This window comes from Paeniglutamicibacter sp. (assembly GCF_046714615.1).
Lineage (GTDB): Bacteria > Actinomycetota > Actinomycetes > Actinomycetales > Micrococcaceae > Paeniglutamicibacter.
Genome location: NZ_JBKKAP010000179.1, coordinates 20,363 through 43,143, shown reverse-complemented (window position 1 = coordinate 43,143; position 22,781 = coordinate 20,363). Strand labels below are relative to the sequence as shown.

The 22,781-nt window shown below is 67.1% G+C and carries 21 protein-coding genes; 9 read left to right on the top strand and 12 right to left on the bottom strand.

The genetic code is table 11. The annotated features are described in order from the left end of the window. Positions 1-168: 168 nt before the first annotated feature. From hpt to dacB, 4 genes are all read right to left on the bottom strand, one after another. Positions 169-720 carry a hypoxanthine phosphoribosyltransferase gene (gene hpt, locus ACLQ7E_RS21030; protein ID WP_217390814.1) on the bottom strand — a complete coding sequence of 184 codons (552 nt, stop codon included), beginning with the start codon at positions 718-720 and terminating at the stop codon, positions 169-171. A gap of 152 nt (positions 721-872) precedes the next feature. Then, complete coding sequence (tilS, locus tag ACLQ7E_RS21025) at positions 873-1,925, bottom strand: tRNA lysidine(34) synthetase TilS (protein ID WP_411734530.1); 1,053 nt, start codon at positions 1,923-1,925, stop codon at positions 873-875. Between the two features lie 31 nt (positions 1,926-1,956). Continuing rightward, positions 1,957-3,114: a zinc-dependent metalloprotease gene (locus ACLQ7E_RS21020; protein WP_411734529.1), complete on the bottom strand. Its 1,158-nt coding sequence runs from the start codon at positions 3,112-3,114 to the stop codon at positions 1,957-1,959. A gap of 91 nt (positions 3,115-3,205) precedes the next feature. Then, a complete protein-coding gene (gene dacB, locus ACLQ7E_RS21015) occupies positions 3,206-4,630 on the bottom strand; it encodes a D-alanyl-D-alanine carboxypeptidase/D-alanyl-D-alanine-endopeptidase (protein ID WP_411734528.1) in 1,425 nt (474 codons plus the stop codon). 131 nt (positions 4,631-4,761) lie between these two features. Here dacB and ACLQ7E_RS21010 point away from each other — a divergent pair, with 131 nt between their 5' ends. Further along, positions 4,762-5,247, top strand: coding sequence for an inorganic diphosphatase (locus ACLQ7E_RS21010; protein ID WP_217390818.1), 486 nt, complete (start codon positions 4,762-4,764; stop codon positions 5,245-5,247). Positions 5,248-5,364: 117 nt separating this feature from the next. Here ACLQ7E_RS21010 and ACLQ7E_RS21005 read toward each other — a convergent pair whose 3' ends face one another. Continuing rightward, a complete protein-coding gene (locus ACLQ7E_RS21005; protein ID WP_411734527.1) occupies positions 5,365-6,777 on the bottom strand; it encodes a PLP-dependent aminotransferase family protein in 1,413 nt (470 codons plus the stop codon). Between the two features lie 60 nt (positions 6,778-6,837). Between ACLQ7E_RS21005 and ACLQ7E_RS21000 the strand changes: the two genes are divergently transcribed. The 3 genes from ACLQ7E_RS21000 to ACLQ7E_RS20990 all read left to right on the top strand — a co-directional run bounded on the left by ACLQ7E_RS21000 (position 6,838) and on the right by ACLQ7E_RS20990 (position 8,754). After that, positions 6,838-7,521 (top strand): YczE/YyaS/YitT family protein, encoded by a 684-nt coding sequence (locus ACLQ7E_RS21000; protein WP_411734526.1) that lies wholly within the window; start codon positions 6,838-6,840, stop codon positions 7,519-7,521. Positions 7,522-7,600: 79 nt separating this feature from the next. After that, on the top strand, positions 7,601-8,215 hold the full coding sequence (locus tag ACLQ7E_RS20995; protein WP_411734525.1) for a hypothetical protein: 615 nt from the start codon (positions 7,601-7,603) through the stop codon (positions 8,213-8,215). Between the two features lie 122 nt (positions 8,216-8,337). Next, positions 8,338-8,754: a DUF1761 domain-containing protein gene (locus tag ACLQ7E_RS20990; protein ID WP_411734524.1), complete on the top strand. Its 417-nt coding sequence runs from the start codon at positions 8,338-8,340 to the stop codon at positions 8,752-8,754. Between the two features lie 21 nt (positions 8,755-8,775). Here the strand turns inward: ACLQ7E_RS20990 and ACLQ7E_RS20985 are convergent, their stop codons facing one another. The 3 genes from ACLQ7E_RS20985 to serS form a co-directional block, all read right to left on the bottom strand. Further along, complete coding sequence (locus ACLQ7E_RS20985) at positions 8,776-9,207, bottom strand: hypothetical protein (RefSeq protein ID WP_411734523.1); 432 nt, start codon at positions 9,205-9,207, stop codon at positions 8,776-8,778. 184 nt (positions 9,208-9,391) lie between these two features. Next, positions 9,392-10,243, bottom strand: a complete 852-nt coding sequence (locus ACLQ7E_RS20980; RefSeq protein ID WP_411734522.1) for an HAD family hydrolase — start codon at positions 10,241-10,243, stop codon at positions 9,392-9,394. Between the two features lie 182 nt (positions 10,244-10,425). Further along, positions 10,426-11,712, bottom strand: coding sequence for a serine--tRNA ligase (gene serS, locus ACLQ7E_RS20975; RefSeq protein WP_411734521.1), 1,287 nt, complete (start codon positions 11,710-11,712; stop codon positions 10,426-10,428). Positions 11,713-11,750: 38 nt separating this feature from the next. Here serS and ACLQ7E_RS20970 point away from each other — a divergent pair, with 38 nt between their 5' ends. Continuing rightward, positions 11,751-12,794, top strand: a complete 1,044-nt coding sequence (locus ACLQ7E_RS20970; protein WP_411734520.1) for a diacylglycerol/lipid kinase family protein — start codon at positions 11,751-11,753, stop codon at positions 12,792-12,794. Between the two features lie 51 nt (positions 12,795-12,845). Here the strand turns inward: ACLQ7E_RS20970 and pheA are convergent, their stop codons facing one another. Together pheA and ACLQ7E_RS20960 are read right to left on the bottom strand one after the other, a co-directional pair. Beyond that, the gene (gene pheA, locus ACLQ7E_RS20965; RefSeq protein WP_411734519.1) at positions 12,846-13,775 is read right to left on the bottom strand and encodes a prephenate dehydratase; all 930 of its coding nucleotides are present in this window, start codon (positions 13,773-13,775) and stop codon (positions 12,846-12,848) included. Continuing rightward, complete coding sequence (locus ACLQ7E_RS20960; protein ID WP_411734518.1) at positions 13,772-14,098, bottom strand: rhodanese-like domain-containing protein; 327 nt, start codon at positions 14,096-14,098, stop codon at positions 13,772-13,774. The genes pheA and ACLQ7E_RS20960 overlap by 4 nt, the downstream gene beginning before the upstream one ends. Positions 14,099-14,356: 258 nt before the next feature. Here ACLQ7E_RS20960 and ACLQ7E_RS20955 point away from each other — a divergent pair, with 258 nt between their 5' ends. Together ACLQ7E_RS20955 and ACLQ7E_RS20950 are read left to right on the top strand one after the other, a co-directional pair. Beyond that, positions 14,357-15,739 carry an amidase gene (locus ACLQ7E_RS20955; protein ID WP_411734517.1) on the top strand — a complete coding sequence of 461 codons (1,383 nt, stop codon included), beginning with the start codon at positions 14,357-14,359 and terminating at the stop codon, positions 15,737-15,739. 52 nt (positions 15,740-15,791) lie between these two features. Beyond that, positions 15,792-17,249 (top strand): peptide MFS transporter, encoded by a 1,458-nt coding sequence (locus ACLQ7E_RS20950; protein ID WP_411734516.1) that lies wholly within the window; start codon positions 15,792-15,794, stop codon positions 17,247-17,249. A 102-nt stretch (positions 17,250-17,351) separates the two neighbouring features. Here ACLQ7E_RS20950 and ACLQ7E_RS20945 read toward each other — a convergent pair whose 3' ends face one another. Further along, the gene (locus ACLQ7E_RS20945; protein WP_411734515.1) at positions 17,352-17,894 is read right to left on the bottom strand and encodes a DUF4190 domain-containing protein; all 543 of its coding nucleotides are present in this window, start codon (positions 17,892-17,894) and stop codon (positions 17,352-17,354) included. 144 nt (positions 17,895-18,038) lie between these two features. Between ACLQ7E_RS20945 and ACLQ7E_RS20940 the strand changes: the two genes are divergently transcribed. Beyond that, entirely contained in the window at positions 18,039-19,256 is a 1,218-nt protein-coding gene (locus ACLQ7E_RS20940) for a M4 family metallopeptidase (RefSeq protein ID WP_411734514.1), read from the top strand. Positions 19,257-19,456: 200 nt separating this feature from the next. Next, positions 19,457-21,094: a phosphoglucomutase (alpha-D-glucose-1,6-bisphosphate-dependent) gene (gene pgm / locus ACLQ7E_RS20935; protein ID WP_411734513.1), complete on the top strand. Its 1,638-nt coding sequence runs from the start codon at positions 19,457-19,459 to the stop codon at positions 21,092-21,094. Positions 21,095-21,256: 162 nt separating this feature from the next. Here pgm and ACLQ7E_RS20930 read toward each other — a convergent pair whose 3' ends face one another. Further along, positions 21,257-22,720 carry an aldehyde dehydrogenase family protein gene (locus ACLQ7E_RS20930; RefSeq protein WP_411734512.1) on the bottom strand — a complete coding sequence of 488 codons (1,464 nt, stop codon included), beginning with the start codon at positions 22,718-22,720 and terminating at the stop codon, positions 21,257-21,259. Between the last annotated feature and the right edge of the window lie 61 nt (positions 22,721-22,781).

The following is a 22,781-nucleotide window of genomic DNA, read 5'->3' as shown; positions in this document are numbered from 1 at the left end:
GCCGGCATCTTGCTACAAGTTAATTAAGTAAACGCCCTCATGTGTACCCACGGATGGGCTTGGCGGTAAGTTCCCCTTTGGGCGTAAGAACACCAATGGCCGCCCCCGGGGAACCGGAAACGGCCATGGAACGCCGCAAAGGATGCGGGCGCGGGCGAGAGCCTCGCGCTACTGGTAGACGTGCGGCGCCAGGGTGCCGATGAAGTCCAGGTTGCGGTACTTCTCGTCGAAGTCCAGGCCGTAGCCGACAACGAATTCGTTGGGGATTTCCATGCCGACGTACTTCACGTCGATCTCCACCTTCGCGGCCTCAGGCTTGCGCAGCAGGGTGCAGATTTCCACCGAGGCCGGGCCGCGGGAGTGCAGGTTCGCCAGCAGCCAGGACAGGGTCAGGCCGGAGTCGATGATGTCCTCGACAATCAACACGTCCTTGCCCAACAGGTCGGTGTCGAGGTCCTTGAGGATCCGCACGACGCCGGAGGACTGGGTGCCCGAGCCGTAGGAAGAGACAGCCATCCAGTCCATGGTCACGTGCGAGTGCAGTGCGCGCACCAGGTCGGCCATGACCATCACGGCGCCCTTGAGAACGCCGACAACCAGGATGTCCCGGCCTACGTAGTCGGCGTCGATCCGGGCGGCAAGCTCATTGATCTTGGCCTGGATTTCTTCCTTGGTGTAGAGGACATGCGCCAAATCGGCGCTGACATCTTTCGAATCCACGAGGGCTCCTGGTTCTGGGGTCGGCGATATACCGGTCGAGGGGTTTTCTACCCACGAACTAGAGTGCCACAGTCTTGCTTGCGGTGGGGAGCACGGCACCGGCTTGTTGCCGCGACTTGGCGGCAAGCAGCCCCGGGGATGTGAGGCAATTCTCACCCTCCGCCGTCCCGCAGTGCGGTGGCGTCCAGCCGCAGGAAGGGTTCGGCACCGGCCGGCAGCCTGGTCCCGGCGATCCGGGTGGCATACACCGGGCCCTCGAGCTGGATCGGGCCGGCGGACTTCGACCCGAGCACCAGGGCGCCGAGGGGCCCCATGCGTTCGAAGTCAGGTGCCGGGGCACCCAAGCGCACCACGGCCAGGCGCAACGCGCGGGAGCGCAGCGGTTCGGGCATGGCGCGCAGGCGGCCCAGGTCGATGATGCACCCCGTGGAGGCGGCCCCGGGGATGGCCTCGCCGTCGGCAGCCGGGACCGCGGCGCGGATTGCCTCCTCAAGCGCCCTTGCGGCCAATTCGTCGAGGTATTCGGCGTCCGCGCGGGCCAGCGCGGCGGTCCGCGCCAGGGCGGCAGGCACCTGGTCCCCCAGCACGCTCCGCAGCACCGGCATCAGTTCGTGGCGCACCCGGTTGCGCAGGTAGCGCGGATCGGTGTTGGTCGGGTCGCTCCAGTACTCAAGCCCCTCGTGGCGGCAGATCTGTTCGATCTGAGCCCGGTCCAGGCCCAGCAGCGGGCGCAGGTAGGGCCCGCGGACGGCCGGCATCCCTGCCAGCGAGAGCGTTCCGGAGCCGCGGGCCAGCCCCAGCAGCACCTGTTCGGCCTGGTCGTCCAGGGTGTGTCCGAGCAGCACGTGGTCGGCGCCGGTTTGCTTCAGCGCCTGCCCGAATGCGGCGTAGCGCGCGGTGCGGGCGGCCTGTTCGCTGCCGCCATCCACGTCCACCTGGATAACCAGCACCTCGCCGAGGCCCAGGGCGCGGCATTGGGCTGCCGCCCGGCGGGCCACCTCGGTGCTCCCCGGTTGCATCAGGTGGTCGACGATGACTGCCCCGGCGTCGATCTCGTTCTTGCGGTGCAGGAATGCCGCGGCCGCTGCAAGCGCCAAGGAATCCGCCCCGCCGCTGCAGGCGACCAGCACCTTGCCGCCGGGCAGCACCATGGCACGGATCGCGTTGCGGGCCTCGGCCAGCACGCGCGGCAGCTTCCCGCCCATCGTTGTCCCTCTCCCCTGTGGGGGTGTGTGCCTAGTTGTTCGCCGGGGTTGTGTCCCCGGCCGTGTTCCCGCCCATGCGCGCCACCCATTGATCAGGGTGGTGCAGCTCGTGCTCGGATGGCAGGTTTTCCGGCCCCTCCCAGACCCGGTTGAAGCCCTCCATGCCCATGAGCTTCACTGCCCGGCCCACAAAGCGCTGCCCGTCGGCGTATTGGCGCATCTTCGCATCCAGCCCCAGCAGCTTGCGCAGCCACTTCTCCACCATGCCGCGGTCCTTGCCGCGGGCGCCGAAGCGCTGGCGGATGGTGCGCACCGAGGGCACGATCGAGGAGTCCACGGCGTCCATCACCACATTGGCGTGCCCCTCCAGCAACGACATCACCGCGGTGATGTGGGAGAGGATCTTCTTTTGCTCGCCGGTGCGCAGCGAGGCAAGCAACCCGGTTTCCGGGGTGGTACCGGTTTCCCCGAGGTCGGTGTCTGCCGCCTCCAGGTCCTTCTTGCCGCGGATGACCTCTGACGCGGCGGCGCGCAGACGCTCGCCCAGCGCCTCGGGCTCGGCCAGCAGCGAGGCCAGTAGCTCGGCGATCTTGGACTGCAGGTGTTCGCGCAGCCACGGGGCGGCGGCGAATTGCACCCGGTGGGTTTGCTCGTGCAGGGTGACCCAGAGCCGGAAGTCGTCGGTGTCGACCTTCAGTTCCCGCTCGATGGCCACGATGTTCGGTGCCACCAGCATCAGCCGGCCGCCGGCCGGAAGGTCGGCGCGCAGCAGGCCCGCGAAGGGGTCGTACTGGCCCAGCACCTTGGAGGACATGAACGCGAGGATGGCGCCCATCTCCATCCCGGTGGCCGTGGAGGAAAGAACCTGGGTGGCTTCACTGATCTTCTCGCCGCGGGTCTTGGCCAGGTTCTCCATGGCGGGGCCCAGCAGCGCCTCGAAGCTTTGCGTGTTCGCCTTGGCCCAGCCGGGCCGGTCGACGATGAGCACCTGCGAATCGCGCAGGTCCGCGGCCGCCGCCAGCCCGGTGATGCGGTGCACGTGTTCGACCGATGCCTCGGCCTTGGCGCGCAGGTCCGCGACCACCGAAGTGATCTCGGAGGGGGCCAGGCTCGGGCCGGCGCCGACCAGCTTGGCCGCGGTGGTGGCGGCGAGGTCCCAATTGATCAGCCGGAAGTCGGTGGTGTCCATGCCTTCCATCCCATCACGCTTTTCACCCGCGCGGCGGGATTGCGCGCTGGGCAAAAAATTCCTGCGCCCGGCAAAGGGACCACCGGGGGGGCTAGCGGCATCCACAGCCGGTGAGCACGGCGGCGGAGGCATCGAGGATCTGTCGATGCGGTCCGACGGCCCGGTCATTGGTGTTCACGAAGAACGAGAAGGCAAGCGCCCGGCCGTCCCGGGTCACGGTGAGCCCGCTGAGGCTGGAGACTTCCATGAGCGATCCGGTTTTGGCGCGCACCATCCCGCGCGTGTCCGCGGCGCCCAGCCGGGTGGACAGGGTCCCGGTGGCCCCGGCGACCGGGAGGGCGTAGCCGAGGTTGCGCAGCGACGCATGCTCCGAGGTGGCTGCGTATCCCAGCGCCCGGGCCAGGGCCAGGGGGGCGACGCGGTTGGTGTCGGCCAGTCCGGAGGTGTCCTTCAGTTCCATCCCCGTGGTGTCGATGCCGAGGTCGGCAAGCACCTGCGCCACCGCCGCGGCGCCGTGGGCGTAGTCCCCCGGCTGCCCCAGCTTCACCGCGACGAGGCGGCCGAGCGCCTCCGCCACGTAGTTGTCCGAGACCTCCAGCATGAACCGGATCTGTTCGCCCAGCGTGGCGGAGGTGACGGCAGCCAGTTCGGTGCCCTGCGCACCGGCGGCGGCGCGCGTGACCTCGGTGGCGACCTGCGGGCCGCCGGCCGATGAGCCCACGGCGGCGCGCAGCGCCTTGGCAAAGGTCGTGGCCGCAAACATGCCCGGGTCCCCCACCCGCTCGGCCTTGGGATTGGCGTTGGCGCGCGCCCCGTACATGGCGATGGGTGAAAGGGGCGAGATGTTGTTGGTGGTGACCAGCGACGCGTCCCAGTCGGGGTTCAGCGCCGGGCCGGCAAAGAGCGAGTCGTCCAGCTGGACTGACACCGCATCCCCTGTTTCCCCGGCGGCGTGCGCATCCAGCAGCGCCGTCGCGGCAAGACGCGCAAGCGTCTCGAGCCCGGCCCGGCCGCTGGCGGCCTCCGAACCCGTGCCGGCACCCAGCAGCACATCTCCCCCGCCCACCAGCACGACGGTGTTCGGATCCCTGAGCACGGCCTTGGTGGTGAAGCGATGCTCCTCGCCGATTACCTGTGTGGCGGCGATGGCGGTGAACACCTTCAGGCTCGAGGCCGGGATGCCCGGCTGGTCGCCGGCATGCGAATACAGTTCCTCGCCGCTTGCCACGTCGATGACGCTGGCGCTGACCGAGGCATCGGCCGGGGAGGAGGAAAGGATCGGATCCAGCTTCGCGGCCAGCATGGCGGCAACCGGTGCCGGCGCCGCGGGATCAAGCGGCGGCAGCGCCGTGGCAGCGGCAGCGGCGAGCACCCGGGGAACCGGCGCCTCGACGGCTTCCTTGGCTGCGGATCCCGAAGCCATCACCGGAATGAGGAAGAACGCCAGCAGGCCCAACAGCAAGCCCGTGACCACCGCCGTGACGCCCAGGCGCTGGATTTGGCTCGCATGCTTCATTCAACATCCCCGAAATCGTCGTAGTCAGCGTGCGCCATATACCCTTAAGCGCAGCTACCTAAGACTAGACGGCAATCGGACGCGCCCGCATCCGTGAGTGCCGCTGGTCGCGAGAGTCGAGGAGACTTTTCATGAGCCACGACGTCACCATCGAGATCCCTGCCGGATCACGCGTGAAGTACGAGATCGACCACGAGACCCACCGCCTGCGTCTGGACCGCGTGCTGTTCACTTCCATGCAGTACCCGACGCACTACGGCTTCTTCGATGACACCCTGGGCGAAGACGGCGACCCGTTGGACGCACTTGTCTTCATCCCGGGCGTTGACCTGTTCCCGGGCGTCGTGGTGGAGTCCCGCCCGATCGCCGTGTTCAACATGACCGACGACGGCGGCGGAGACGCCAAGCTCGTCTGCGTTCCTGCAGACAAGCGCTTTGACCACATCCAGGAGTTCGAGGACCTCGACGGGTGGCTCATCAAGGAAATCGAGCACTTCTTCCTGCGCTACAAGGACCTGGAGCCGGGCAAGTGGGTCAAGGCCGAGGGCTGGATGGGGCGCGCCGAGGCCGAGGCCGAGCTGGAGCGTTCGATCGAGCGTTACAAGGCCCAGGCCTAGGTTATTCGCGGCTTTGCCGCATCCCGGGGACGGGGCCCGACGTGTCGTGAGATCCGATGCTCGGGCCCCGTCGCCGTTTAACGCCGCGTGCCCGGGCTTGCGACATCGGTGCCGGTTTCAGGCCACCGCATTCCAGGCCCGAACCAACAGCGGCACGGCGCGGTCCAGTCGTTCGCCGTCAAGTGCGTAGGGCACGCGCAGCCAGTGGTCCAGGCCGTGGTCATCCACGGCAAAGGTGGAACCGGGGCTCAGCACCAGGCCGGATTTCCTGGCCTGCGCCACCAGGGCCATGGAGCGGGGTGCCGGGAGATTGCACCACAGCGACATGCCCCCGCCCGGTTTTTGGATCTTCCACCCGGGTAGTTGTTCAGCAAGGGCGCCATGGAGGCGATCGCGACTCTGCCGCAGCCGGGCCCGCGTCGGTGCGTCCAGTCCCGCGCGTTCGGTGATGAGCAGGCTCAGCACCAGTTGCTCTAGCACCGGTGCTCCGAGGTCGACGGTGGCCCGCACCTGGTTGATGGCCCCGACAAGTGCACGTGGTGCCCTGATCCAGCCCAGCCGCAGCCCTCCCCAGTAGGTCTTGCTGGCGCTGCCCACGGTGATGAGTCCCTCGGCAAACTTCGCCATGGGGAACACCTGCGGCCGCTCATCGAGCCACAGGTCGGCGTTGGTCTCGTCGATGATCCCCTGCGCGCCGTTCCTGGCCAATGCCCGCGCCCAGCGCTCCCGTCCCTCGTTGTCCAGCAACGTACCGGTCGGGTTGTGGAAATCCGGCAGGCACAGCATGGCGCCAATGCCGCCGCGTGCCAGCGCGGCCTCGATTCCGGGGATGTCGCTGCCGTCGGGTCCGATGGGCAGGGCGGTCATGCGGGCACCGTGCTGCCGCAGCGAGGTCACGGAATTGGGGTAGCTGGGGCTTTCCGCCAGCACCCGGGCACCGCGGGCAAGCACCGCCCGGGCCGCGGTGGCCACCCCCGACAGGGCGCCGGCCGTGACGATGATCTGTTCGGGACTGGTCGGCAGGGAGCGGCGGGTGTAGTCCTCCGCTATCGCCTCGCGCAGCACGGGCAGCCCCATCGGGTAGTAGCCCATCCCGCCAATGTAGCCGGGCAGCTGGTCAAGGGCGCGTTCGTAGTAGCTGGCCAGGCCCAGTGGGGCCGTGGGAGCTCCGCAGGTGAGGTCGATTCCCCCGGGCGGAAGCGTTTCCTGGACGCCCACGGCCAGCGGTTCGGAGCCTCCCCCGATCTCCCCGCCGGGAATCCGGATCCTTGTCCCCGAGCCCTGCCTGGCCTCGGCAAAGCCGCGTTCGCGAAGCTCCTGATAGGCGCGCGTGACGGTGGTGCGACTCATTCCAAGCTCGGCCACCAGTTCCCGCTCGCTGGGCAGCATGGTTCCGTGCAGCACCCGGCCGTTGGCCACGAGGTGCCGGATTCCCTCCGAAAGCCAGGTGTACGCGGGCTGGTCCCCCGCCCGCTCGCCCAGCATGCCGCTGAGGCGGCGGGCGGGAAGATGGCGCTGGATGACTGGCATGAGTCCAGTGTGCACCAATTGGCACTTTTTTTGAAGGCCACTTGCCGGGATGATTGATCCATGACAAAGTTCCGCTCCCCCGAATTGGCCCGACTGACACCACTCGCGCAATTGCGCGCCGGGCGACTTCCCCTGCGCCTCATCCAGCTCTTCGTGGGCCTGACGCTCTTTGGCCTGGCCATGGCGGGCTTTGTCCGTTCGGGGCTCGGCCTGGCCCCGTGGGACGTGCTCCACTACGGCGTCACCCTGCACACCGGCCTCAGCCTGGGCACAGTGGTGATCATCTTCGGATTCCTGGTCCTGCTGCTCTGGATCCCCCTGCGCCAGATGCCCGGTCTGGGCACCATCGCCAACGTCCTCTGGCTTGGCGTTTCGGCCGACATCGGATTGGCGCTCATTCCCGAGGCCCACGGCCTCCCCGCCCAGCTGGCCCTCTTCGTCGGCGCCCTGCTGGTGAACGGGCTCGGCGGCGGGCTGTACATCGGCAGCCAGCTTGGCCCGGGCCCGCGCGACGGACTGATGACGGGGCTTCATGCGCGAACCGGCGTCAGCCTGCGCCTGGCGCGCACCGGCGTCGAGGTCGTCGTGCTGGTCATCGGCTGGTTCCTGGGCGGCATCGTCGGTTTCGGAACCGTCCTGTACGCCGTGGCCATCGGACCGGTCACCCAGCTCTTCCTGCGCTTCTGCATCGTCGAGCTGCGCTCGGAGAGCCCCGCCGAGGAAGTGCGCGCGCCCGCCTCGTAGGCTCCCGGTCACCCGGCGGCTGCATTCCAAACCGGCGTTAAACCAGACGGAATCGGTGTTTCGCTGCATAATTGGGAAGGTGTACCTCGTAACCCTCAAACAACGTGATCGGCGCGCCGACGGCGACCTCGGCGACGAAATGCTGCGTTCCCTGTCCGGAATCGCCACGTTGACCCCGTTCCAGCGCTCCGGTTCGTCCCTGCTCATCGGCGTCCCCGAGCGCGCCGAAGATGCCGTCGATGCGACGCTCCGGGCATTGCGCAGCCACCATTGGATGGTCGGCCTCGGCGTCGGCAGCCTCTACGAGCCGGTGCCGCGCGAGGCGCAATATCTCCAGGGCACCGCACTGGGCTACGCCCACACCGCCGTGGAGCGGTCCGAGCACACCGGGGAACGCATACCGCTGAGTGTCATCGGCCCCGACGCTGCCGTCGCCGCGGAAGCCGAAGCGGTGCTGCGCCTGCTCGGGCAGATTGTCAGCACCCGCAGCATTGCCGAGTGGGCAGTGCTCGATCTGCTCACCCCGGGGGTGCGCGGACAGCAAAAGCATGTCGCGGCGGAGCTGGGCATCAGCGCCCAGGCCGTCTCCAAGGCAGTGGTTCGATCCGCATGGGTCGAGGAATGGGCGGCACGCCCGGCAGCCGCCAGGCTCTTGCGCTGGATTGAATCCCCCGACGCCACGTCCGCCCTCTAGGCCGCTTCAAGAATCTCCGGTTCCCTAGTCAACCAATGGTTTTGGACGTAGTATCGGCGATATTGATGACCCGTACACCGGGGTAGGGATTCCGCCCCGGACGATGGCACGAGGAGCAAACGATGGTTCCGGAAATTAATTGGATCGCCGTGGTAGTTGCCACGATTTCGACCATGGTGGTTGGCAGCATTTGGTACACGCCGAAGGTGTTCGGCAACTACTGGATGCGGGTGGCGAAGGTGACGCCCGGCGGAACCAAGACCGCGGTCATCCCGATCGTGGTGACCCTCATCGTCAGCTTCATCAGCGCCTGGGTCCTGGCCGGGGCTACGTACCTGTCGTTCGACTTCTACGGCGGTTCTTACCTCACCAACGCGCTATTGACGGCCCTGATCCTGTGGGGCGGCTTCACGGCGGCGCGGTTCATCACCCACGATGCCTTTGAAGGCCGACCCATGGGACTCACCGCATTGAACTGCCTCCACGAGCTCGTGACATTCATGGTGATGGGCCTGATCATCGGGTTGTTCGGCGTCTGATCGGCAGCATCGGCCCCGGCGTTACTTCTTCGGGGCCGGCGACGGCAGCGGTTCCTGCTCGAATTCGAGCCACCCGATGGTGTACTTCCCGCCGCGCTCGAACACGTCAAAGCGCTCGCCCTCGGGGTGGCTAGGAGTGCTCAACGTCAGTTGGGACCATTGACCTATGGTCGAATCCGCCACAGGTTCCACGGTAAACCCGGAGGCAACGCCCAGCCGGCTGAATTCGGCTGACAACCTGTCGAATTGCTCTCCCACGGTGTCGGTCCCGCCCGTGGTGGTCACCCTGCATACCTCGACCTGGTCCCCGGCAAGCGTCGAATCCACCAAGTGGTCCATGGCCTGTTCGATGTCGGGTTTGCCGGTATTGCAGATGACATCCGGGGAAGTGCACCCGGTCATCAGCACCCCGGCGCCGAACAAGGACAAGGCAAGGATTCCGGCGCGTTTCATGGGTTTAAGCATAGCCAGTGAATCGATGGCGCGCGTTCGCGATCCAACCCATGGGCGCAGACAGGGAACGAAGATTCCACGCAAATGCCCTTGGTCCTCGTACTCGCGACCTTCGGGCGGCTTGAGCCGAACGTCCGCCGCGGCGCAGTGCCGTGGCGGACGTTGCGGTGGTTCCGGACCGTACTCAGGCGGCCTTGCGCACCAGGAGGTCCTGCAGGACGATCGCCAGTCCGTCGTCGTCAACGCCGGCGGCGATCTCGTCGGCCACGGCCTTGACTTCGTCGGGGGCCTGGCCCATGGCCACGCCACGACCGGCCCAGGACAGCATTTCGATGTCGTTGCGGCCATCGCCCACGGCAATGGTCTGCTCGATTTCGAATCCGCGACTTGCACGCAGGGCCTCGAGGCCGCTGGCCTTGGTGACGCCCTCGGCGGCGATGTCCAGCCATGCCGTCCAGCCCACCGAATAGGTGACTCCGGACAGTCCCAGGGTGCCGACGGCTTCGCCGAATTCCTCGGCGGTGGCGTCGGTGGAGAAGACCACCAGGCGAACGGCGGTGGCTTCAAGCATCTTGTCCAGCGTCACCGGGGTGGCAACGACGCCGAAGCTGGCATCCTCGAAGCGCTCGGTGGAAAGGAATTTGCCCTTGTCGTCCTCCAGCGCGTATTTCGCGGTGGGCATTGCCTTGAGCAGCGCACGCAATGCCGGAGCAGGGTCAAAGGTCTTGCGTTCGATGACTTCGTAGCCGTCTTCCAGGTCGGAGTCGATGCGCACGGTGACGCCTCCGTTGCAGCAGACGGCATAGCCGTTTTCAATGCCGAGCATTTGGATGACCGGCAGTGTCGCACCGAGCGAGCGTCCGGTGGAAATAACGACCTCGTGTCCGGCCGCGACGATGGCGCGCGCCGAGTCCTTGACCGCCCGGCTCATCGCCCCGTCGTGGTTGACCAGGGTGCCGTCGACATCAAGGCAGATCATGTAGGTATCGGTTGCTTCTGACCGGTCTTCGATGCCGGTTCTTGTCATAACTGTCATTTATCCAGTGAAGCATCAAATCCACTATCTGGGCATGAGCCAACGCACAATGTGTCGTGAACGATGCGTGAATGTCTCCGGAACCGCCGGTTTCCCCGGCGCCGAAACCGGTGGTTAACCGCCGTTGGGAGGAGGCTTATGCCTCCTCCCAACGGTTCGTGCCTTGGTCCTTGGTCCTTGGCCTACAGGACTGGAAGGACTTCCATGCCACCGAGGTACGGGCGCAGCGCCACCGGCACGTTGACCGAGCCATCGGCGTTCTGGTGGTGCTCCAGGATGGCGACGATCCAGCGGGTGGTCGCCAGGGTGCCGTTGAGCGTCGACACCGCACGGGTCTTGCCCGGCTTGCCGTCGGCGCCGATTTCGCGTTCGCGGATGTTCAGGCGGCGGGCCTGGAAGGTGGTGCAGTTGGAGGTCGAGGTCAGCTCGCGGTACGCGTCCTGGGTCGGGACCCATGCCTCGCAGTCGAACTTCCGCGCCGCGCTCATGCCCAAGTCCCCGGCCGCGGTGTCGATCACGCGGTAGGGCAGCTCCACCTTGGCGAGCATTTCTTCTTCCAGGGCCAGGAGCTTGGTGTGTTCGGCCTCGGATTCCTCCGGGGAGCAGTAGACGAACATCTCGAGCTTGTTGAACTGGTGCACGCGGATGATGCCGCGGGTGTCCTTGCCCGCGGAACCGGCCTCGCGGCGGTAGCAGGAGGACCAGCCGGCGTAGCGAGTCGGACCGGCCGACAGGTCAAGGATCTCGCCTGCGTGGTACCCGGCCAGGGCGACCTCGGAGGTGCCCACCAGATACAGGTCGTCGCGTTCGAGCTTGTAGATCTCGTCGTCGTGCTCGACGTCGAAACCGGTGCCCTGCATGGTCTCGGGGCGGACCAAGGTCGGGGTGATCATCGGGATGAAGTCTTTTTGCAGGGCCAGGTCCAGGGCCATGTTCATGAGCGCGATTTCCAGGCGGGCGCCGACGCCCTTGAGGAAGTAGAAGCGCGAGCCCGAAACCTTGGCGCCGCGTTCCATGTCGATGGCGCCGAGCAATTCGCCGAGCTCGAGGTGGTCGCGCGGTTCGAAGCCCTCGGCGGCGAAATCGCGCGGGGTCCCCACGTGCTTGACGACGGTGAAGTCGTCCTCGCCGCCGGAGGGCACCCCGTCCAGGATCAGGTTCGGGATGGAGCGCTGCAGCTTCGTGTAGGTCTCCGAAGCGGCGTCGGAGGCGGCCTGCGCCTCTTTGACGTTCTTGGAGAGGTCCTTGACCTCGGCGAGCAGTGCCTGCTTTTCTTCGCCCTTGGCCGCACCGACCTTCTTGCTGAAGGCATTCTGTTGGGCACGCAGCGCCTCAAAGGATGCAATCGACTCGCGGCGCGCCGAATCGGCGGCCAAAATCGCATCGATCAGGGACTCATCCGCCCCGCGGGCGCGCTGCGAAGCGCGGAAGGTATCTGGATTTTCACTGAGTACTTTTACGTCGATCACGCCATAAGCCTAGCAATCCCCGTTAGTCTGGGAAGACTATGCAACGCAATCGACTCTTTGCCCTGATCAGCGCGGGTGCCGCGGGCACGGCGGCAACGATTAGTTGGCTCTCCGTGCGCCGACTCGTTGACCGCAATCGCCCGGCATCCCTGGCTCCCGTCGTGGGCACTGCCACGTCCGCCCTCAAGGTGGCATTGGTGGTGAATCCGTCCAAGTCGGGAACGGATGAAGCGATATCGGCAGTACAGCATGTGTGCGCCGAGGCAGGCCTGGTGGAGCCCTTGGTCTATGAGACCGAGGTGGATGACCCGGGACAGGGTGCAGCCCGCAAGGCCCTGGAGGCTGGCTGTGACGTGGTCATTGCCGCAGGCGGCGACGGCACCGTCCGCGCCGTGGCCGAAATCCTGCGCGACACCGATGCCACCCTCGGGCTGATCCCGCTGGGCACGGGGAACCTGCTGGCCCGCAACATGGATATACCGCTCGAGGACATGGGCACTGCAGCATTCGGGGCCGTCCGCGGCCCGGTGCGCACCATCGACACCGGCTCAATCACGCTGAACCACCTCGACGGAAGCACCAGCGAGCATGCATTCCTGGTGATCGCGGGCGTGGGCACGGATGCCGACGTCATGGATGACACCAACGAGGAGCTCAAGGCCAAGGTCGGCTGGCTGGCCTATTCGGAGGCCGGGTTCCGGCACCTGCCGGGCAAGCGCAAGAAGATCTCGATCGCCCTGGATGGGGGTTCCGAGCAGACCCGTAGCGTTCGTTCGGTGCTCTTCGCCAATTGCGGGAAGCTGCAGGGCCTGGACCTGGTTCCTGAGGCAAAGATCGACGACGGCGTGCTCGATGTGGTGGTGCTCAGCCCGCGCAGCGCCGCCGGCTGGGGCTGGATCTTCCTCAAGACCGCGTTCCGGGCCCGCGGAGCGATCCCGGTGATGGGTTTCTACCCGAGCGCGTCACTGAGCGTCCGTTGCCACGAACCCATGAACACCCAGATCGACGGGGACGGCACCGGGCTGGTGAACGGGCTCCAGGTTTCCGTGAAGCCCGCATCACTGAAGATCCGGCTGGGCTGACCGCCCGAGGTTGCCGGGGCGGGCGGCTAGTCCGGCCCCGGCCGCTCGAACCTACGTGGCCAGGCGCGTCTTGAGCCCGTGTACCCATTCATGCGCCTTGGAAAAGGCGTCGTCGGAGTTGTGCGCATCCACGGAAGAGGAAAGCCCCTCGGCCGCCGGATAAGATCCCAGGAACCGCAGGTCCGGGCAGACACGATGCAGGCCTGCAAGCGCGTCGGCAACTCGTTCCTGCGCCAGGTGCCCGTCGACGTCCACGGAGAAGAAGTACTTGCCCATGCCCTCGCCGGTGGGCCGCGATTCGATGCGGCTGAGGTTGACCCCGCGCACCACGAACTGTTCCAGGATGTCCATCAGGGCCCCGGGGCGGTCTTCGGCCAGCGGCAGGATGACGGTGCTCTTGTCCACTCCGGTGGGTGCCGGAATCGGACCCGGGCGGGCAACCAGGACGAATCGGGTGACGGCTCCCTGGTAGTCCTCGATGCCTTCGCGCAGGATCTTCAGGCCGCGTTCCCGGGCCACCAGCGGCGAGCAGATCGCCGCGTCGTGGCCGGTTTCCTCGTCCAACAGGCCAAGCGCACCGGCTGCCGTTGAGGAGGCGGGAACGAATTCCGCACCGGGAATATTCGCTTCGGCCCATCCGCGGCACTGCGCCCAGGCATGGCCGTGGGTGGATACGGTGCGGATCTGCTCGAGCGAGTCGATGTTCTGGCGCACCGCCAGCACAAAGCTGATGGTCACCAGGGCCTCGCGCATGATTTGCAGGGCCTCCCCGGTGGCTATGGCGTCCAGCGTGGCGGACACCCCGCCCTCGACCGAGTTCTCGATCGGGACCATGGCCGCGTCGGCTTCGCCGCTGCGGACCTTGTCCAGTGCCGCGTTGACGTTGGCTGCCGGGATGCGTTCGGCGTCCGGGGCGCCGGGAACCTGCAACAGGGCGGCCTCGGTGAAGGTTCCCGCGGGACCCAAATAGGTGTAGATCATCGGACGTTGGGCTCCTGCCCGTTTTCGCTCTCGAGCTTCAACCCGGCTTCGAGCCAAGCTCCGGATCCGCCTGCGATGTTGAAGGCGCTGTATCCCTGGGAGACCAGCCAGCCCGCGGCCTGGGCCGAGCGTCCACCGGTGCGGCAAATGATGTAGGCGTCGGTGTCGGGGTCGAGTTCCTCGAGACGGAGCGGCAGGTCGGCCAAGGGGATGTGGATGGCGCCCGCGGCGTGCCCCTCGACCCATTCGTATTCTTCACGGACGTCGAGGATCAGCGCGTCGGCGGGAATCTGGTCGACCGAAACCGTTTCAAAATCACTCATGGCTCTCCTTTGGCTCACCAGTTGTTCTGTTGCCCACAAGCCTAGCGCCGGGCGTGTTTGCCCATGGATTCGGTGAAGCGCATGTTGCGCCCGAAGCCACGATTGAAGCCGGTTCTTCAGGCGCCGCCCGGGGGCCCGCGCCCGCGGACGCCGACCCGTACTAGGCTCAAGGGTGGGGATCCAGGGCCCGGTCCGTTCCGGCGGGGCCCTGCCGGGTGGCGGCAGGCGCCGCCCCCGTCACTGCACAAGGAGTCGTTGATGTCCGAGATTGCCAGGTTGACCGCGCTGGAACTTCGCGATGCGATGCGCGGCGGGAAACTGGGCGCCCGCGAGGCCGCCGGGCACTTCCTGGCGCGGATCGAGGAACTCAACCCCTCCCTGGGCTCGTTCATCACCATCACCGCCGAGCAGGCGATGGCCACTGCCACGCGCGCCGATGAGCGGCACGCCGCCGGGGACCGGCTCGGGATGCTCCACGGCATGCCGCTGGCCTACAAGGACCTGCTGGACGTGGCTGGCGTGCCCACCGGCTACGGGACCGCTGCCTTCGAACCCGTTGTTGCCGCAAAGGATTCGCCGCTGGTGGCCACCCTGTCGCGGGCGGGTGCCATTTCACTGGGAAAGACCCAAGTGCCTGAATTCGGGTTGAGCTGCCACTCGGAAAACGATGTGGCACCCCCTGCCCGCAACCCGCTGAACCCGGCACTGTCCGCCGGCGGTTCCAGCGGCGGGGAGGCGGCGGCGGTGGCGTCCGGGATGCTGCCCTTCGGTCCGGGCAACGACGGTGGCGGCTCGGTCCGCATCCCCGCTTCGGCCTGTGGCCTGATCGGGCTCAAGCCCGGCCTGGGAACCATCCCCAGCGACGTCCTTGACGGCACGCTCGACGGCTTCGGGGCTCCCCGGCTCACGGTCTCCGGCCCGCTGGCCCGCACCGCCCTGGATGCCGCCCTGCTCATGGATGCCATGATCGACCCGACCCGGGAAACCTATCTGGACGCCCTGCGGGACGGTGCCGTCGATGCGCTGCGCGGCCTGCGGATCGGAGTCAGCACCGACAGCCCCTTTGCCTCGGCGTATGAGATCAAGCTCGCGGCGGACGCCCATGCGGCGCTGAACCGGGGGATCAAGGGGCTCGGCGCACGGGGCCACCATATCGAGGAGGCCGAGATCTTCTACGACGCCGCCTACCCCGAGACGTTCTCCACGGTGTGGACCAGCGGCCTGGCAGCCGCCCCCATCCCGGCGGGCAACGAGGCGAAACTGGGCACCCTGGCACGTTCCTTCCGCGAACGCGCCACGATCCGCGATCCCAAGACCTCCGCAAAGGCCGCCCGCCGGCTGACGGAAATCGCCGCGGACTTCCGCACCCAGTGGGGGCACTACGACGTGGTGCTGACTCCCGCCATGGCGTTCGCTCCCCCAGAAATCGGCTTCTACACCTCGCAGGACGCGGACACCGACTACATGCGCCAATGCCAGTACACCCCCTTCACCTCGATGGTGAACGTCTCCGGCCTTCCGGCCATCACGGTTCCGACGTTCACGACCGCCGGCGGACTGTCGATGGGCGTGCAATTGATCGGCCGGGCCGGTTCGGAAATCCAGCTCCTGGCACTGGCGGGGCAATTGTCCGAAATGTGAGATTGGTCTACAAAGTGGGCATGACGCGCGTCACGGGCGAAAAATTGATGACATGTCTATATCCACCTCGCTGAAGGATCAGTCCTCGACCGGTTTCTTTGGCCACCCCAAAACGCTTTCGAATCTGTTCAGCATCGAGATGTGGGAACGCTTCTCCTTCTACGGGATGCAAGCGATCCTGGCGTACTACATGTACTTCTCCGTCACCGACGGCGGACTCGGGATCCCCCAGGACCTGGCGCTGTCGCTGGTCGGCGCCTATGGCGGCGCCGTCTACCTGAGCACCATTCTTGGCGCCTGGCTCGCCGACCGCCTGCTGGGATCCGAGAAGGTCCTGCTCTGCTCCGCCTTCCTGATCATGGGCGGACACATTGCCCTGGCCGCCCTGCCCGGCGCGACCGGCCTGGCCGTCGGCCTGGTCCTGGTTGCCGTGGGCTCGGGCGGGTTGAAGGCCAACGCCACCGCCCTGGTTGGTTCGCTGTATTCCAAGGAAGACACCCGCCGCGACGCCGGCTTCTCCATCTTCTACATGGGCGTGAACATCGGCGGCCTGCTTGGCCCGCTGCTCACCGGTTTCCTGCAGCAGCGCTGGGGCTTCCACGTCGGTTTCGCCGCGGCCGCGGTCGGCATGGCCATTGGCGTCGCGATCTACCTCAGCGGCCGCAAGAACCTGCCCGAGTCGGTCAAGGTGGTCGGCAACCCGCTTCCCGCCAACGAGCGCAAGAAGTACCTGATCGGTTTCCTCGCCTTCATCGTCGTCGTCGTGGTGGCATTCGCGTTGAAGATCATCACCGCGGAATCACTGGCACGCACCATTGCCTACGCCGTCATCCTGGCCTCGGTCATCTACTTCACCCTGATGCTGCGTTCCAAGCGCGTCACCGCGGTTGAGCGCAAGCACGTTCTGGCCTTCATCCCGCTGTACATCGCCTCGGCCGCGTTCTGGGCGCTGTTCCAGCAGCAATTCACGTTCATCGCCGTGTACTCGGAGGAACGACTGGACCGCTCGCTCTTCGGCTGGGAGATGCCCGCCTCCTGGGTCCAGTCGATCAACCCGGTCTTCATCATCGTGCTGGCAGGCATCTTCGCCGCCCTGTGGACCAAGCTGGGCACCCGCCAGCCGGGCACCGTGGTCAAGTTCTCCGTGGCGCTGGTCCTTGTCGGCCTGGCATTCCTGGTCTTCATCCCGATGAATTCCCTGGAGAAGACCCCGCTGCTGGCGCTGGTCGGGATCCTGCTGCTGTGCACCCTGGCAGAGTTGCTGCTGAGCCCCATCGGACAGTCCGTGACCACCAAGCTGGCCCCGGCCGCCTTCGGCACGCAGATGATCGCGTTGTTCTTCCTCTCGGTGTCACTGGGCACCACGCTGGCCGGCATCCTGGCCGGTTTCTACACCGAGGGCAATGAGGTCACCTACTTCCTGGCCCTCGGCGGCACCGCCATCGTCCTGGGCGTTGCCCTGTTGCTGGCCACCCCGGCCCTGAAGAAGCTGATGGGCGAGGTCCGCTAGCCACGTCTCGTCCCGCCTCCCAGGTGCGGGGCCACGAACGCAGACAGCGGCCACACCCGGATGCCGGGTGTGGCCGCTGCTTTCGTGCCCGCGAATCCCGTCCTAGTACGACGATGCCAGGGTGCTTCCCAAGAAAATCACCACGACGATCATCAGCACAATGAACGCTGCTCCCAGGTAGCCTGTGACGAGCCCGGCAATGGCGACCCCGCGCATGTGCGGTTCGCGGCGCAAGGCAAGGTGTCCGCAGATGATCGCAACCACTTGGGGAAAGAACAACATCCCCGCGGTGAACAACCCGATGATTCCGGCCACCAGCGACACGATGGACAACGCGCTGGTCGGGCGCTGGAGCTGGTAGCCGGGCTGCGGGTAGCCGGGCTGCGGAAATCCGTTTTGGAGATGGCCTTGCTGCGGGTAACCGGGGTTCTGGTAGCCGTTTTGGCCCGGTTGGCCTGCCTGACCCGCACTGCCAGGCCGGCCCGGGCCGTTGCCCAGACCCACCGGCGGGGCGTCCAGCGGTTGGTCCAGGTAGGGGTTTCGCGGCGGTGCCGCATGCGGATTGTGCGACCAGCGCGGATCCCTCGGATCGTCAAACGACGGTCCGGTCTCGGGATCGTGCGCTGCGTCCTCTGGATTCCCCATGATTCCTTTTCCTCACCTGTGCCCGGCGGCCCGTGCACCCTCATGCACCGGCGCGGCGCCGTCTCTGGCCCCCAGTTTAGCCACAATTGCCTGGCACAGCGTGCTCACATTCACTGCTCAGGAACCGGTGCGAGAGTTGGCACCATGAACAAGGCAGCACACCCTCCGGCCGCAAACCCCCACCCCCGGCACCATGCCGTGCCCCCGTACCTACTGATGTCGATGGCTGCCTGCGACGGCGCCTGGGAAGCGCCGGAGGCCATGCGCAAGTTCATTTCCCGTCCGCCGGGCCCCGGGGAACCGGAGGGCCCCGGACCCGAGGCGCGGACCCGCATCGCCACCCGGGCACGCCAGACCCTGCTGCTGGACCAGGCCCTGCTGCATGAGCGGGCCACCACACCCACCGACATCGGCCGGCTGATAGAACCCTCCGGGCGGCTGAAGCGAACCGTCTCCGACGCTCAGGGCGCCGAGACCACCCCCGGAACCACCGCACGCGCCGAGGGCAGAACCCCCGTGGCGGATCTTGACGCGAACCGTGCCCACGACGGGCTGGGCGCGGTCCACGGGTTCCTGGTCGGGATGCTTAAGCGCAATTCGCTCGATGGCGCCGGACTGGGACTGCGCGGCACCGTGCACTACGGGCAGCACTACGACAATGCCTTCTGGGACGGAACCCAGATGGTCATGGGCGACGGGGATGGGGAGATCTTCAATTCCTTCACCTCCTCGCTCTCGGTGATCGCCCACGAGATGGGCCACGGCCTGCTGCAACACACCACAAGCCTGGCCTACCGGGGCCAGTCCGGGGCGCTGAACGAATCCATCGCCGATGTCTTTGGCGCGCTGGTGGAACAGTTCGTGGCCGGGGACGACGCGGCAAGCGCCAGCTGGCTGATTGGCGAGGGGCTCCTCACCGACAAGGTGCAGGGTGCGGCCCTGCGGTCCATGGCGGCACCTGGCACCGCCTACGACGACCCGATCCTGGGCAAGGACCCGCAACCCGCAACCATGGCCGGCTACGTGGACACCGACGAGGACAACGGCGGGGTGCACCTGAACTCCGGCATCCCCAACCACGCGTTCTACCTCTTCGCCACGGCCCTGGGCGGCAATGCCTGGGAAACCGCCGGTTCCCTGTGGTTCAACGTCATCGCCACCCGCGCGCTGCCCGAGGACGCCGACTTCGGCACCTTCGCCGAACAGACCTTGCTCCAGGCCCGCCGCGACCACGGAGAAGGGTCCGAGGTGGAGCTCGCCCTGGCCCGGGCCTGGGACACCGTCGGCGTGGTCCCCCGGGTGAAGGACTCCGATGACGAATCACCCGACACGGGACGTGCTCCTCGCCCGCGCCGCCCGTGACGCTTTCAGCTACTCGCTGGACAGCGACAGTGCGGAACATTCAATGCCCGACACGCTGCCCACGGGTCCGGCCCGCACGCCGGCCGGACGCGGGATGGCCTCCGCGCAACGGCGCCGACCGCACGCCGGTGCCAGAAACCCGGACCCCGCACCGCGACTTGTCCGGCCGCGGGAGGGCAATCAATGAGAAACTGGGGGACATGGCCCATCCTCGCGCCGGGACCCCGGCACTGCCCCAAGACCTGATCGATCTCCCTGCGGTGCGCGACGCGTACTTTGACATCCACCCGGATCCCGCCGACCCCGCGCAGCGTGTGGTCTTTGGCACCTCCGGGCACCGCGGCACCTCACTGAACGGCTCCTTCAACGAGGACCACATCGCTGCCACCACCCAGGCCATCGTCGAATACCGGCGCGGCGCCGGGATCACCGGGCCGCTCTTCGTCGGCAAGGACACCCACGCGCTCTCGGACCCGGCACAGGACACCGTGCTGGAGGTCCTGGCGGGCAACGACGTCGCCATCCTGGCCGACGCCCGCACCGGGTGGACCCCCACCCCGGCCCTGAGCCACGCCATCCTGGCGCACAACGCCGAGCGCACGGCCCCGCGCGCCGACGGCATCATCATCACCCCCTCGCACAACCCGCCGGCCGACGGCGGGCTGAAGTACAACCCGCCGCACGGCGGCCCGGCCGACACCGACGCCACTTCGTGGATCGCCAACCGCGCCAACGAACTGCTGGAGGCCAAGCTGGCAGGGGTCAAGCGCACCTCGCTGGGCGCCGCGCGCCTGGGCGGGAAGATCGGCACCTTCGACTTCATGGCCTCCTACGTCAACGACCTGCCCTCGGTGCTGGACCTGGATGCGATCCGCTCCGCGGGGCTGCGCATCGGCGCCGACCCGATGGGCGGGGCCGCGGTGGACTACTGGGGCGCGATCGCCGAAACCCACAAGTTGGATCTCACCGTGGTGAACCCGGGCGTCGACCCGCGCTTTGCATTCATGTCCCTGGACACCGACGGGAAGATCCGCATGGACTGCTCCTCGGCCGACGCGATGGCCTCGCTGATCGCCGCCCGCAGCGCCTATGACATCTCCACGGGCAACGATGCAGACGCCGACCGCCACGGCATCGTCACCCCCGATGCCGGGCTGATGAACCCCAACCATTTCCTGGCCGTGGCCATCCAGTACCTCTACACGCACCGCACCGGCTGGTCCAAGGATGCAACGATCGGCAAGACGCTGGTCTCCTCCTCGATGATCGATCGGGTCGCGGCGTCACTGGGCCGCACCCTGGTCGAGGTCCCGGTGGGCTTCAAGTGGTTCGTCCCTGGCCTGTTGGACGGCTCCGGCGCCTTCGGCGGCGAGGAATCGGCCGGCGCGTCCTTCCTGCGCCGCGACGGGCGCACCTGGACCACCGACAAGGACGGAATCCTTCTGGCGCTGCTGGCCAGCGAGATCACCGCGGTCACCGGGTCCTCCCCCTCGATGCACTACTCCGCGCTGGCCGCGGAACACGGGGCGCCCAGCTACGCGCGCATCGACGCCCCGGCCGACAGGGCGCAGCGGGCACGGCTGGGCAACCTCGCGGCCTCCGACGTTGCAGCCGAGGTGCTCGCGGGCGAGCAGATCACCGCGCGGCTGACCGAAGCCCCGGGCAACGGGGCGAAGATCGGCGGGCTGAAGGTCACCACCGAAAACGCCTGGTTTGCTGCCCGCCCCTCGGGCACCGAGGACAAGTACAAGATCTACGCAGAGTCCTTCCTGGGCGAGGAGCACCTGGCCCGGGTGCAATCGGAGGCGAAGGACATCGTCTCAGCGGTGCTCGGATAATCAGCCGCCCGGCCCGGCGCCTCACACTGAGGGAATGCGCCGGGAAGGCCGGAGGCTCCCCCTGTGCGGGGAGCCTCCGGCCTTCGTCGTTCCTGCCGGGGAATCCGCGCAACGGTGCGGAACAACCGTGGCCCGCAAGTGCGTATGCGGATTGTGGAATATTTACATGAGGCGGTCGATGAGCTTGGACTTCGCCCAGGTGTAGGGCGGGTAGATCGCCTTGAGCGTGTCCACCACGGTGGTCTTGCCCATCACGGCACGCATCTGCGAGAGCCGCTCGAACCCATGCCGCCCGTGGTATGAACCCATGCCGGAGGCGCCCACGCCGCCGAAGGGGAGCCCCGGGACGGCCATGTGCACGTTGGGCGCGTTGTGCACGATGGCACCGGCCCGCACCTGGTCCCCGAACGCGGACTGCAGCCTGGGGTTCTCGCTGAACAGGTAGGCGACCAGCGGGTTGGGGCGCGCATTGATGAAGCGCACCGCCGCGTCGAAGCTTTCCACCGCGATGATCGGCAGGATCGGGCCGAAGATCTCCTCGCGCATCAGCGGCGAGCCCGGATCCACGTTGGCCATCACCGTGGGCTCGATCTTCAGGGTGTCGGCGTCGTACCCGCCACCGATGAGGACCTCGCCGTGCTCCAGGTAGGAAACCAACCTGTCGAAGTGGGCCTTGTTCACGATGCGGCCGTAGTCCCGGCTGGCCAGCGGGTTCTTGCCATAGAACCCGGTGATCGCCTTGGCGAGCTGCTTTTCCAGGTTCCGGGCGGCATCGCCCACCGCCAGCACGTAGTCGGGCGCCACGCAGGTCTGCCCGGAATTCATGAACTTTCCGAAGGCCAGCCGGCGCGCCACCGCCACCGAAGTCCCGTCCATCACCACGGCCGGGGACTTCCCGCCCAGCTCCAGGGTCACCGGCGTCAGATGCTCCGCAGCGGCGCGGGCCACGATCTTCCCCACCCGCTCTCCGCCGGTGAAAAAGATGTGGTCAAAGTGTTGTTCCAGCAAGATTTTGCTGGTTGATGCCCCGCCCTGGACGACGGCGCACGCCCGGTGGTCCAGGAACTTGGGGACCAGCCGGCCCAGCACCGCGGAGGTCGCCGGGGCCAGCTCCGAGGGCTTGAGCACCGTGACGTTGCCCGCGGCGATGGACGCGACCAGCGGGGCGAGGATCAGCTGCAGCGGGTAGTTCCAGGCACCGATGACCAGCACCACGCCCAGGGGCTGCGGCTCGATCTTGGCCGCCGCGGGATGCAGGGCGAGCGGGATCTTCACCGCCTTGGATTCCATCCACTCGGAGAGGTGCAACTGCGCGTGGTCGATTTCCGCGCGCACCATGTCGATCTCCGTCATCTTCGCCTCGACCGCACCCTTGCCCAGGTCGTCGGCCAGTGCATCGATGAAGTCCTGTTCGTGCGCCTCCAGCATGCGCTCGAGTGCCTTGAGCTGCGAGGCCCTGAAACGGCGCGGGTGGGCCAGCCGGGTGGCCACCACGTCGTGCATCGAGGCGACGATCTCCACGATGTTCTCCGGCAGTTCGGGCACCACTTCGGGCAGCTCGAGCTCGTTCAACGCCGTCGACTCGCGAGGCGCTGCGGATTTATGTGAAGTGTCGGATGTGCCCATGTCCTGAGCCTACGGCCAGTGTGGCATCGGCAACAGGCCGCCACGCCTTGCGGGGGGGCCG

Excerpts from the sequence above, each read along its gene's own strand:
- tilS (WP_411734530.1), bottom strand. The coding sequence starts at position 1,925 with ATGGGCGGGAAGCTGCCGCGCGTGCTGGCCGAGGCCCGCAACGCGATC.
- ACLQ7E_RS21020 (WP_411734529.1), bottom strand. The coding sequence starts at position 3,114 with ATGGACACCACCGACTTCCGGCTGATCAATTGGGACCTCGCCGCCACC.
- dacB (WP_411734528.1), bottom strand. The coding sequence starts at position 4,630 with ATGAAGCATGCGAGCCAAATCCAGCGCCTGGGCGTCACGGCGGTGGTC.
- ACLQ7E_RS21010 (WP_217390818.1), top strand. The coding sequence starts at position 4,762 with ATGAGCCACGACGTCACCATCGAGATCCCTGCCGGATCACGCGTGAAG.
- ACLQ7E_RS21005 (WP_411734527.1), bottom strand. The coding sequence starts at position 6,777 with ATGCCAGTCATCCAGCGCCATCTTCCCGCCCGCCGCCTCAGCGGCATG.
- ACLQ7E_RS21000 (WP_411734526.1), top strand. The coding sequence starts at position 6,838 with ATGACAAAGTTCCGCTCCCCCGAATTGGCCCGACTGACACCACTCGCG.
- ACLQ7E_RS20990 (WP_411734524.1), top strand. The coding sequence starts at position 8,338 with ATGGTTCCGGAAATTAATTGGATCGCCGTGGTAGTTGCCACGATTTCG.
- ACLQ7E_RS20985 (WP_411734523.1), bottom strand. The coding sequence starts at position 9,207 with ATGAAACGCGCCGGAATCCTTGCCTTGTCCTTGTTCGGCGCCGGGGTG.
- ACLQ7E_RS20980 (WP_411734522.1), bottom strand. The coding sequence starts at position 10,243 with ATGACAGTTATGACAAGAACCGGCATCGAAGACCGGTCAGAAGCAACC.
- ACLQ7E_RS20970 (WP_411734520.1), top strand. The coding sequence starts at position 11,751 with ATGCAACGCAATCGACTCTTTGCCCTGATCAGCGCGGGTGCCGCGGGC.
- pheA (WP_411734519.1), bottom strand. The coding sequence starts at position 13,775 with ATGATCTACACCTATTTGGGTCCCGCGGGAACCTTCACCGAGGCCGCC.
- ACLQ7E_RS20960 (WP_411734518.1), bottom strand. The coding sequence starts at position 14,098 with ATGAGTGATTTTGAAACGGTTTCGGTCGACCAGATTCCCGCCGACGCG.
- ACLQ7E_RS20955 (WP_411734517.1), top strand. The coding sequence starts at position 14,357 with ATGTCCGAGATTGCCAGGTTGACCGCGCTGGAACTTCGCGATGCGATG.
- ACLQ7E_RS20950 (WP_411734516.1), top strand. The coding sequence starts at position 15,792 with ATGTCTATATCCACCTCGCTGAAGGATCAGTCCTCGACCGGTTTCTTT.
- ACLQ7E_RS20945 (WP_411734515.1), bottom strand. The coding sequence starts at position 17,894 with ATGGGGAATCCAGAGGACGCAGCGCACGATCCCGAGACCGGACCGTCG.
- ACLQ7E_RS20940 (WP_411734514.1), top strand. The coding sequence starts at position 18,039 with ATGAACAAGGCAGCACACCCTCCGGCCGCAAACCCCCACCCCCGGCAC.
- pgm (WP_411734513.1), top strand. The coding sequence starts at position 19,457 with ATGGCCCATCCTCGCGCCGGGACCCCGGCACTGCCCCAAGACCTGATC.
- ACLQ7E_RS20930 (WP_411734512.1), bottom strand. The coding sequence starts at position 22,720 with ATGGGCACATCCGACACTTCACATAAATCCGCAGCGCCTCGCGAGTCG.